Source organism: Devosia sp., from assembly GCF_048261455.1.
In the GTDB taxonomy this organism is placed as follows: Bacteria; Pseudomonadota; Alphaproteobacteria; order Rhizobiales; family Devosiaceae; genus Devosia_A.
Genome location: NZ_JBLXGA010000023.1, coordinates 22992 through 32805, shown reverse-complemented (window position 1 = coordinate 32805; position 9814 = coordinate 22992). Strand labels below are relative to the sequence as shown.

Below are 9814 nucleotides of genomic sequence, written 5' to 3'. Positions count from 1 at the left end.
CGGTTTCAGGTCGGCGAACGGGTTTCCGGGTCGTCGGCTTTCGCCATGGGCGCCTATCAGGAGTTCGTCGCGCTGTCCGAGACTGCAGCGATCAGCCCGATCCCGCCCGAACTCAGCTATGCCGAGGTCGTCGGCATTCCGACCGGTGGCTTCAACGGGCTGCACTTCGTGCGCCAATGCGCGCTGCAGCCGGGCGAACACGTGCTGATCAACGGCGCGGCCGGGTCGATCGGCATGTTCGCGGTGCAGATTGCGAAACAGGCCGGCGCCTTGGTCACGGCGGTCGATCATGGCGACAAGCACGCCATGCTGCGCGAGCTCGGGGCCGATCACCTGCTCGACTACACTGTCAAGGATTTCTGGGTCACCAACCAGCGCTATGACGCGATCATCGACATCGTCGGCAATGTGCCCGTCGCCGGCGCCGCGGCGATCCTGAACGATGGCGGGCGGCTCATGCTCGGTAATCCCAAGGCCGGCCAGGTGGTCGCCGGGATCGCCGAAAACCGGAAGAAACGTGTCAGGGTGCTGTTCAAACTCGCCGGCGAACCGCTCGAGGACCTCGACTGGCTGAAGTCTCAAGTGGTTGAAAACAAACTAAACATGGTGATCGACCGACGTTTTCCACTGGCCGCGCTGGCCGAGGCACATCGCTATGTCGACAGCGGGCAAAAGACCGGCGTCGTGGTCATCGATGTCAGCGGTGCCGCAGACACGCGCGATGCCGCTCCACCCGCCTGACACGCGGCATCCATGCGTTTATGCATATCAATCGAACGTAATCAGTCAATTTTGTTGAGCTGACATCGGCTCTATCCCTGTCGCCATCGCAAGGATGATGTGAAGGAGATAGAAAATGGATGCAGTGATTGCGCGACGCTATGGCGGCCCCGAGGTTCTGGAGATCGGCTCGGTGCCGACCCCGACGCCCAAGGACAACGAGGTTTTGGTCAAGATCCATGCCTCGGCCGTGACCCAGGCCGATGTGATGATGCGCACGGGGACACCGCATTTTGCGCGGCTCTTCGTCGGGCTTCGTGGCCCGAAGGCGAAGATCCCCGGCACCAGCTTTGCCGGCAAGGTGGTCGCCAAAGGCGCCGGTGTCACGCGCTATGCGGTCGGCGATGACGTGTTCGGTGAAACGACGCTGGGGTTCTCGACCCATGCCCAGTTCGTCGCCGTGGCCGAAACCGGCGTCATCCAACACGTGCCGCACAACATGTCCTATCTCGAGGCCGCGCCGGTGACCGATGGGGCGCTGACCGTGCACAACTTCCTCACACGGCTCGCCAGCATCAAGCCGGGCCAGAAGGTGCTGATCAATGGTGCCGCCGGTGGTCTGGGCACGTTCGCGGTGCAATACGCCCGGCACTTTGGTGCCGAGGTGACGGGCGTCGCCAGCACCCGCAATGCCGATCTGGTGCGCGAGATGGGGGCCGACCACTTCATCGACTACACGAAGACGGATGTGACCCGCGGGGCGGAGCGCTACGATTTGATCTTCGATACTGTCGGCAAGCTCGGCTTTTCCAAAGCACGGCGCGTGCTTACGCCCGATGGCGTCTATCTCAGCCCGGTGCTCGGCCTGCCGATGCTGATCCAGATGCTGTGGACGTCCCGGTTCTCCCGCCGCAAGGGGCGGTTTGCAGCGACCGGTCTGCTGCCACACGACCAGCTGTCGACCATGCTGGGGGAGGTGAAGGCACTGATCGAGGCGGGCAGCATCTGGACCCATATCGACCGCACCTATCCGATGTCGGAGATCGTCGACGCGCATCGCTATGTCGAGGCGGGCCACAAGCGCGGGGCAGTGGTGCTGGAGATGGCGCACCGGGCGCTTGCGGATACGCCTCGCGCCGTCGAGGTCGCCGTTCGCTAGCCGGCGTCGGCGGTGTCGCCCGCTGGCGGCGGCACCGGGATCCAGGCCGTGGGGAAGAAGCCGCGGTCATCAACGGGCCAGCTGGCGTCGTCGGGCAGCTTGGGGCGCCCGGCTTCGCAGCTCCACAGCCCGTTCGGGGCCAGCAGGCGCGGCACCGACGGGTTCTGCTTGCAGAAGGCCAGCATCTCGGCCGCCGTCGGCGTCATGTCGCATACCGGCCAGTCGAACGAAGTGCAGGCGACGACCTGACCGTCGACGCAGCGCCAACTGACACGGTCGGGCGAACTGGATGACGGAATGTGCAGCGTATCGGTGATCGCCGGGGTGAACTGCGGGCCGACATAGCGTGCATCGACATAGTCGATGGTGTTCACGGCGGCGCAATAGCTGAAGGGGTCGGTAAACACGCCACTGGTCGAGGCGATATCGGCGAGCCGCAGGGTTGCAGTGCCCGGCGGATCGACCTGTCCGGGGCTCACCGGCGCCAGGCTGATCGGCGGCAGCTTGTCGGCAACCTTGGCCGGGCCAACGGCGGGTGCCCTGATCGAAGCCGTCCCTACCGATTGCGCGGCGCCGGCCTTGGCCACACCCCCGCCAAAGCCGCCGTCCTCGTAAACCATATAGACCAGCCCCAGGCCCAGAGCGACGACGACTGCGGCGCTGGCGGTGGCGATCCAGACCGGCCAACGCGTCGCCCGCTGCTCGGGCTCGGGGCCCGGCCGATCGACGATCGAGTGGATGACCGGCGTTTCCGGCCACTTGTCGCTGCGCTTTTTCGTCGGTGCATAGCTCGGGCTGCGCACCGGCGGTTCGCGCAGCGCTTCCTGCCGCGGTTCGGGCCGAGGTTTACGGGCTGGCATAAGCTCGTCGAGTGTCAGCGGAATTTCACGCTCCGGCTCGGGCGGCGCTTCGTCACGGTCGACCAGCAGCGGATCCATGCGCAATGCGGCTTCGCGCGCCTCTTCCTCATCGTGCCCGCGCATGGTGCGCCGGCGCTTTTCCCGGCGCGCGGGCGGGGCGGCCTCCGGTTCATCGTAGTCGTAGTCGTCATCATCATCATCCCGCGCCCTGCGACGGGCGCGCAATTCGCCGGCAATCATTGCGAGGCCAGCGCCAATCGCCGCAGCGGCCAGCGGCACGACGATGGTGATGTCGAAAGCGCCGGGGAGCACGAAACCAAGGCCAAGCCAGACCAGTGCTGCCGCGAGCAGCAGCATGGCGCCGATGCTGGGCACGATCAGGGCGATCAGTCCGCCGAGCATGGCGGCTCCTGAAATGCCGTACCAGACGAGGCTTGCGGTCTGCTGGGTGTCAGATGGTCCCGGCCACATCGCCAGAAACTGCGCTTGCATGTCTGCGCCAACGACGAATGGCGCAACCAGTGCGAAGAGACCGGCAACAAGACCGCACAAGAATGCCGCGAGTTTCAAGGCCTACTCCCCGTTCAAGCCATTGTCTCTGCCGCTGCGCGGGACCATAGCCGTGGCGTCTGCTACGTACCAGCCCCTAACGACTGTCGCGCCAGCCCTGCCTAACTACGCGATGATCCGTAGCCGATACAAGATTCGTCGCGGCCTGATGGTCACCTTCCACGGCTGATGCCGGTCTGCAGGAGCATCTCGGCATCCGGCGTTTAGCCATGTGGAAGTGCAGGAGGTGCCATGTTCGTGAGGATATTGCCTTTCCTGCTGGGCTGGAAAAGACTGAGACATGAAAGTCTTGATCCTTGGCGCCGGCGTCATCGGTGTCACCACCGCATGGTATCTGTCGCAGGCCGGGCATGAGGTCACCGTCGTGGACCGCCAGCCTGGCGCTGGCCTTGAGACGAGCTACGGCAATGCTGGGGAGCTCTCCTATGGCTATGCGTCGCCGTGGGCGGGGCCGGGCATTCCGGTCAAGGCCATCAAATGGCTGTTGATGCAGGATGGGCCGCTGGTCCTGCGGCCCAAGTTTGACCCCAAGATGTGGCTGTGGGGGCTGAGCCTGCTCGCAAACTGCACCCATAAAGCCTATGCGGTGAACAAGGGCCGCATGGTCCGTCTGGCAGAATATTCGCGTGAACAGATGGGGGTGTTGCGGGCCCTGCCGGGCCTCGCGTTCGATGGGCGGCAGCAGGGCACGGTGCAACTGTTCCGGCACCAGAAACAGCTCGACCACGCCGGCGAGGATATCGCCGTGCTCGAAAAATACGGCGTACCCTACGAGGTACTCGACCCCAAGGGGTGTATCGCGGCCGAGCCAGGGCTGGCGACGGCCAGGGTGCCCTTTGTCGGCGGCTTGCGGCTGGGCAATGACGATACAGGCGATTGTCAGATGTTCACGGCGGGGCTGGCCAGCCTCGCTGCGGAGGCGGGCGTCGCCTTCCGCTACGGCACCACCATCACCCGCATCGTCAAGCAGGGCGGGGCGATCAGCGGTGTCGAAACCTCCGCCGGTGTGCTCGAGGCCGATGCCTATCTCGTGGCCCTGGGCAGCTACTCGCCGCTGCTCGTCCGGCCGCTCGGGCTGAAGCTACCGATCTACCCGATCAAGGGCTATTCGCTCACCGTGCCGATCACCGACGAAAGCGTCGCACCGGTCTCGACCATCATGGACGAGACCTTCAAGGTCGCGACGACCCGGCTGGGCGACCGGATTCGGGTCGGAGGCACCGCCGAAATCGCCGGCTATGACGATACGCTGCACCCCGCGCGCCGCGGGCCGCTCGATCGGTCGCTGCGCGATCTCTTCCCCGAGGCTGGCGATGCGTCGAGGGCGAGCTTTTGGTGCGGGCTGCGTCCTATGACACCGGATGGCACGCCGATCCTGGGCCGGACGGAGACGTCCAATCTCTTTCTCAGTACCGGCCATGGCACGCTGGGCTGGACCATGGCTGCCGGGTCGGCCCGCGCAATGGCGGATGTCATCGCCGGCCGGCCGGCCGAGATCGATCTTGAAGGGCTCGACGTCAGCCGCTATTCCGCCTGACCCGAACTGTCGGCGGCCAGCGACCGGGTTTGCCGGGTCCGACCATGCGCGGTCTTGGCCCAGAAATGCGGGCGCGCCAGCAGTTCGCGCACGGCCAAGATGGCTGCGAGAGAATGCAAGACCCAGTAGGCAGGCAGCAGCAGTTGGGCGCGCCAAAGATCCCTGCGTTTCAGCCGTCGCAGGCCGGCGAAGGTCAGCACCAGCGGCGCGGCATAGCCGATCGTCAGTATCGCGATCGTGGTCCAGTCCCAGAACTGCGGATTGCGCCAGGCTCCGAGAGCTGCGGCGAGGCCCAGCGATAGCGCAAACAGCGAATGCAACGGTGCCGACAGCACCATGCTGCCGACATAGAGCTCGAAGCCGATGAAGCGCCACCAGCCGAGGTCGCGCAGCAGCGCCTGCGGATGGCGGTTGTGGACGATCAGTGTTTGCATCCAGCCTTTGATCCAGCGGGTGCGCTGGTGCAGCCAGGCTCGCAGACCGATCGGCGCTTCCTCGCCGGTTTGACTGGCCAGCGTTGCGGTCTTCAGCCCGAGCCGCGCCAGCCGCACGCCAAGATCGGCGTCTTCAGTGACATTGAACGGGTCCCAGCCGCCAATCCGGCGCAGGGCCGAAACCCGCAGGTGGTTGCTGGTGCCACCCAGCGGCATGGGCAGGTCTAGGTCGGCGAGCAGTGGCAGCAGCAGTCCGAACTGGCCGGCATATTCACCGGCGAACAGGGCGGTCAGCGAGTTCTCGTCGGCATTGTCGAGGACGAGTTCGGCTTGCAGGCAGGCGATTTCGGGGTGCTGCGCGAAACGGCTGGCGGCCAGCCGCAACTGCGGCGGATCGGGAATGTCCTCGGCGTCATAGACCGCGACATAGGTGCCGCGGATCAGTGGCAGGGCAAAGTTCAGTGCCTTGGGCTTGGTGCGTGGCAGCGCATCGGGCACCAGCACCATGGAAAAGCGCGGATCGTGCAGCTCGGCGGCAACCGCCGCCACGGTCGCGACGCTCGCCGCTTCGACGACAAAGTGCACGTCGAGCTTTTCCGGCGGATAATCGATGGCGCGCAGCGCCGCCACCAGTTGTGGCACGACGCGCGCCTCGTCATGCAGCGGCACCAGCAGCGAATAAACCGGCAGCTGTGCATCGGTAAGGCGGGGTGGCGGGCGATCTCGCGGTTCGGGTCGCAGCGCGGCCCACAGCCGGAGCAGGGCTGGCATAAGCAGCAGAGCTGCCGCAACCGGCAGGTAGAGGGGCGTTGCGACCCACGGTGCAATGGTCGCGAAGCAGAGCAGGGCCACCAGCCCGATGACAAACCCGCGCCTTGCCGCATAAGGCGCGTCGATGCCACCGGTCGCCTGCGGCCAGCGCCGTACCAGCCGTTGTCGCGAAGCGTCCAGTAGCTCGGTGGCGCTGGCACGTGCGAGTTCGCTCTGGATGGCGCCGAGCGGCACGAGGCAGATCTGCCGGCGAAACTCGGGGTGGCGGCGCACATGGTCGGCAAATTGCAGTAGATCGGCAAAGCGCGGAGCGGAATAGACAATCTCGCGGTCGAACAGCCGGGCGCGCACCATGCGGGTCTCGCCCAGCCGCTCAATCCGGTCGACGAGCGGGCTGCCGTCCCGCGTGGTGGGGATATGGGTGGCGAACACCAGCCCGCACCAGTCAGCAGCGTGTTCGAGTACCTGCGCCTCGGTAAGGCCGAAGCGGTGGGCGCAATAATCGAGCGGGTCGACCCTGAGGCCAGCCGCCAGTTCGAGGTGCAAGAGCGCATCCGCCTCGCTGCCCGCTGCCGCTCCCAATATTGCCCGAAGAAGCGCCCCCGCCTCCGTCATCGGACCCTCGCCTAGCTGTGGTCATGCCGTCAGCCGCTGTCGAATTAGCCGCCTTTCTCCCACAATCGTCAACTGGTGGCAGGCTCGCCTTTGGCGGCGAATTGCGCGATAAGCCGGTGAACGGAGAGTTGCGGGAGCCAGATGCGCGCATTCCTTTTCCTGCTGGCAGTGCTGCTGATGCCTGCGGCCGCGCTGGCGCAGGCCTTGCCCAATCACGTCAATCCGACCGCTCGCGAGGTGATCCCCAATCTCGAGGCGGTGCCGACCATCCGCTTTTTGACCACGGCCGATTTCCCGCCGTTCAATTTCCGTGACGAGCGCGGCGAGCTGATCGGCTTCAATGTCGATCTGGCGCGTGCCATCTGCGACGAGCTCAAGATCGCCTGCACGGTTCAGGCCTGGCCCTGGGAGCAGGCGGCCAAGGCACTCGAGGACAATCAGGGCGACGCGCTGATCGCCGGGCTCGCGGTGACGCAGGAGAACGGCGAGCTGTTTGATTTCACCCCGGCCTATCTCATGTTGCCTGGACGCTTCGTGACGCGCATCGACGATGCCGCGAGTTTCGATCCGACGCAGGCGGCGGGGCGCACCATTGCGGTACGCCGCGGCACGACGCATGCCGAATTCGTCCGCCGCTATCTGCCCGATGCCAGTCTGGCCGAATATGACAGTGAGCCCCTGGCGCTCGCGGCCGTTTCAGACGGCTCGGCCGACGCCTATTTCGGCGATGCGATGCGCGCCTCGTTCTGGCTCAACGAGAACGCCGGCTGCTGCAGCTTTTCGGGCGAGCCCTATTTCCGGGCGGATCTGTTCGGAGATGGCATGTCGGTCGCCGTAGCGATCGGCCACGACGCGGTACGCCGCGCCATCGCCTATGGGCTGACCCGCATCAAGGCGTCAGGCGTTTATGACGAACTCTACCTGCGCTGGTTTCCGGTGAGCTTTTACTGAGGTTCAGAGCTTGCGCATGCGGGCGCGGGCCGAGGCCTCGATGGCGGCGGTGACCAGCCGGTCGGTGCCGAGCAGCCGGTCGCGCAGCATTTCGAGAAAGCGCAATTCTTCCTGTGGCAGGTCGCGATCGACCACGGCGACTTCGACGGCCAGGGCATAGGCTGTGTCATGCAGACGGCCAGGAATGGCGGCAACCGCGGCGTCGACCGCTGCTTCCAGCCCACCCTCGTTCAGGCGATCGATGGCGGCATTGGCTACCTCGGTCAGCCGGCTCTCCTCAAAGCCCTTGAGAGACGGCGAGCGCCGGATCAGGCCGGCGATCTGCACCAGTTCGTGCTCCGAAATGCCATCGGCTGATGATGCGGTGACGACCATGATCGTAACGAGGGCATCATGGATGGATTGGGACATCGATTGGCTCCGGGGCTTGAAAGTCCCGCATACCTAGGCAGCGTGTCGGCGAATGACAATGGCCGTGCCATTGACGCCGCGCGCGGTGGGGTGCAATCAAGCGGCCTTCCCTATGTCTGAGATGAAGAGACCGACAGTGCCGGCGCCCCTTCCCGAGCTTGATCCCGCCTATTTCGATGCCGCGCAGTCCGCGCGTGCCTGGCCGTTCGAAGAAGCCCGCAAGCTGGTCAAACGGATCGAGACGTCGGGCAAGAGTGAGGCCCTGTTCGAGACCGGCTATGGTCCGTCGGGCCTGCCGCATATCGGCACGTTCGGCGAGGTCGCCCGCACCACCATGGTGCGCACGGCGTTTCGCCTGCTGACGCGCGACCAGATTCCGACACGGCTGATCTGCTTTTCCGACGACATGGACGGGATGCGCAAGATTCCGGAAAATGTCCCGTCGCGCGAAGCGATGGAGCCGCATCTGCAAAAGCCTTTGAGCGCGGTGCCGGACCCCTGGACCAATGAGTTCGACAGCTTCGGCGCGCATAACAACGCCATGCTGCGGCGCTTCCTCGATACGTTCGGCTTCGACTACGAGTTCGCCAGCGCCACCGAGTATTACAAGTCCGGCAAGTTCGATGACGTGCTGCTGCGCGCGCTCGAGCGCTATGACGACATCATGAAGGTGATGCTGCCGACGCTCGGGCCGGAGCGTCAAGCGACCTATTCGCCCTTCCTGCCGATCTCGCCGATTTCGGGGCGTGTGCTCTACGTGCCGATGAAGGAGGTCAATGCCAAGGACGGCACGATCACTTTCGCCGACGAGGACGGCAGCGACACGACGCTGCAGGTCACCGGCGGCCATGTGAAGATGCAGTGGAAGCCGGATTTCGGCATGCGCTGGGCGGCACTGGGCGTCGATTTCGAGATGTTCGGCAAGGACCACCAGACCAATGCGCCGATCTACGACAAGATCTGTGCGATCCTCGGCGGCACGCCGCCCGAGCATTATGTCTATGAGCTGTTCCTCGACGACAGCGGACAGAAGATCTCGAAGTCGAAGGGCAATGGCCTCACCATCGATGAGTGGCTGACCTATGCCGGCACCGAAAGCCTGGGGCTGTACATGTTCCAGAAGCCGCGAGCCGCAAAGCGCCTCTATTTCGATGTGATCCCGCGCGCCGTCGATGAGTATGCCGCCCATGTGGCGTCGTTCCAGAAGCAGGACACGGCTGCGCGTCTCGAGAACCCGGCCTTCCATGTCCATTATGGCGATGTGCCCAAGATCGACATGCCGGTCACCTTCGCGCTGCTGCTCAATCTGGCAACGGCGTCGAACCCGGAGACCCCGGAGGTCATGTGGGGCTATATCTCGGCCTATGCGCCGGGTGTGTCCGCACAGACGCATCCGCATCTGGACGCGCTGGTCGGCTATGCGATGCGCTACTTCCGCGATTTCGTGGAAAAGAGCTATCGGGCACCCGACGATGTCGAGCGCGGTGCACTCGAAGCGCTCTCGGCCTCCTTTGCCGAACTGCCGGCGGATGCGGACAATGAAACCATCCAGAACGCGGCGCTCGACGTCGCGCGCGGCATCGAGCGCTTTCAGGACAATACGCGCAAGGGGCCGCACGGTGGACCGGGCGTGTCGGGCGAGTTCTTCCAGATGCTCTATCAGGTGCTGATCGGCCAGCAGCGCGGTCCGCGCTTCGGCTCCTTCGCCGCCCTCTACGGCATCGAGAACACACGCCGGCTCATCGACGATGCCCTCGCGGGCAAGCTGATCAAGTTGGCCTGACCG

8 protein-coding genes are annotated in these 9814 nt (G+C 65.0%); 5 read left to right on the top strand and 3 right to left on the bottom strand.

What is annotated here, in order from left to right:
* Window positions 1-741 (top strand): NAD(P)-dependent alcohol dehydrogenase (locus ACN0TK_RS17110; RefSeq protein ID WP_417310747.1); only part of this gene is annotated, 741 nt, incomplete at its 5' end.
* Between the two features lie 115 nt (window positions 742-856).
* The gene (locus tag ACN0TK_RS17105; protein ID WP_417310746.1) at window positions 857-1879 is read left to right on the top strand and encodes an NAD(P)-dependent alcohol dehydrogenase; all 1023 of its coding nucleotides are present in this window, start codon (window positions 857-859) and stop codon (window positions 1877-1879) included.
* On the opposite strand, the gene ACN0TK_RS17100 is transcribed toward ACN0TK_RS17105, so the two are convergent.
* Complete coding sequence (locus ACN0TK_RS17100; protein ID WP_417310745.1) at window positions 1876-3309, bottom strand: hypothetical protein; 1434 nt, start codon at window positions 3307-3309, stop codon at window positions 1876-1878. The two genes, ACN0TK_RS17105 and ACN0TK_RS17100, sit on opposite strands and share 4 nt — an antisense overlap.
* Window positions 3310-3589: 280 nt before the next feature.
* On the opposite strand from ACN0TK_RS17100, the gene ACN0TK_RS17095 reads away from it, so the two are divergent.
* A complete protein-coding gene (locus ACN0TK_RS17095) occupies window positions 3590-4846 on the top strand; it encodes a D-amino acid dehydrogenase (RefSeq protein ID WP_417310744.1) in 1257 nt (418 codons plus the stop codon).
* Here ACN0TK_RS17095 and ACN0TK_RS17090 read toward each other — a convergent pair.
* On the bottom strand, window positions 4834-6597 hold the full coding sequence (locus ACN0TK_RS17090; RefSeq protein WP_417310743.1) for a glycosyltransferase family 2 protein: 1764 nt from the start codon (window positions 6595-6597) through the stop codon (window positions 4834-4836). The genes ACN0TK_RS17095 and ACN0TK_RS17090 overlap by 13 nt on opposite strands.
* A gap of 210 nt (window positions 6598-6807) precedes the next feature.
* On the opposite strand from ACN0TK_RS17090, the gene ACN0TK_RS17085 reads away from it, so the two are divergent.
* Complete coding sequence (locus ACN0TK_RS17085) at window positions 6808-7617, top strand: transporter substrate-binding domain-containing protein (protein WP_417310742.1); 810 nt, start codon at window positions 6808-6810, stop codon at window positions 7615-7617.
* A gap of 3 nt (window positions 7618-7620) precedes the next feature.
* Here the strand turns inward: ACN0TK_RS17085 and ACN0TK_RS17080 are convergent, their stop codons facing one another.
* Entirely contained in the window at window positions 7621-8028 is a 408-nt protein-coding gene (locus ACN0TK_RS17080; RefSeq protein ID WP_417310741.1) for a tellurite resistance TerB family protein, read from the bottom strand.
* Between the two features lie 121 nt (window positions 8029-8149).
* Here ACN0TK_RS17080 and ACN0TK_RS17075 point away from each other — a divergent pair, with 121 nt between their 5' ends.
* On the top strand, window positions 8150-9811 hold the full coding sequence (locus tag ACN0TK_RS17075) for a lysine--tRNA ligase (RefSeq protein WP_417310748.1): 1662 nt from the start codon (window positions 8150-8152) through the stop codon (window positions 9809-9811).
* Window positions 9812-9814 lie beyond the last annotated feature (3 nt).

Excerpts from the sequence above, each read along its gene's own strand:
- ACN0TK_RS17085 (WP_417310742.1), top strand. The coding sequence starts at position 6,808 with ATGCGCGCATTCCTTTTCCTGCTGGCAGTGCTGCTGATGCCTGCGGCC.
- ACN0TK_RS17080 (WP_417310741.1), bottom strand. The coding sequence starts at position 8,028 with ATGTCCCAATCCATCCATGATGCCCTCGTTACGATCATGGTCGTCACC.
- ACN0TK_RS17105 (WP_417310746.1), top strand. The coding sequence starts at position 857 with ATGGATGCAGTGATTGCGCGACGCTATGGCGGCCCCGAGGTTCTGGAG.
- ACN0TK_RS17075 (WP_417310748.1), top strand. The coding sequence starts at position 8,150 with ATGAAGAGACCGACAGTGCCGGCGCCCCTTCCCGAGCTTGATCCCGCC.
- ACN0TK_RS17095 (WP_417310744.1), top strand. The coding sequence starts at position 3,590 with ATGAAAGTCTTGATCCTTGGCGCCGGCGTCATCGGTGTCACCACCGCA.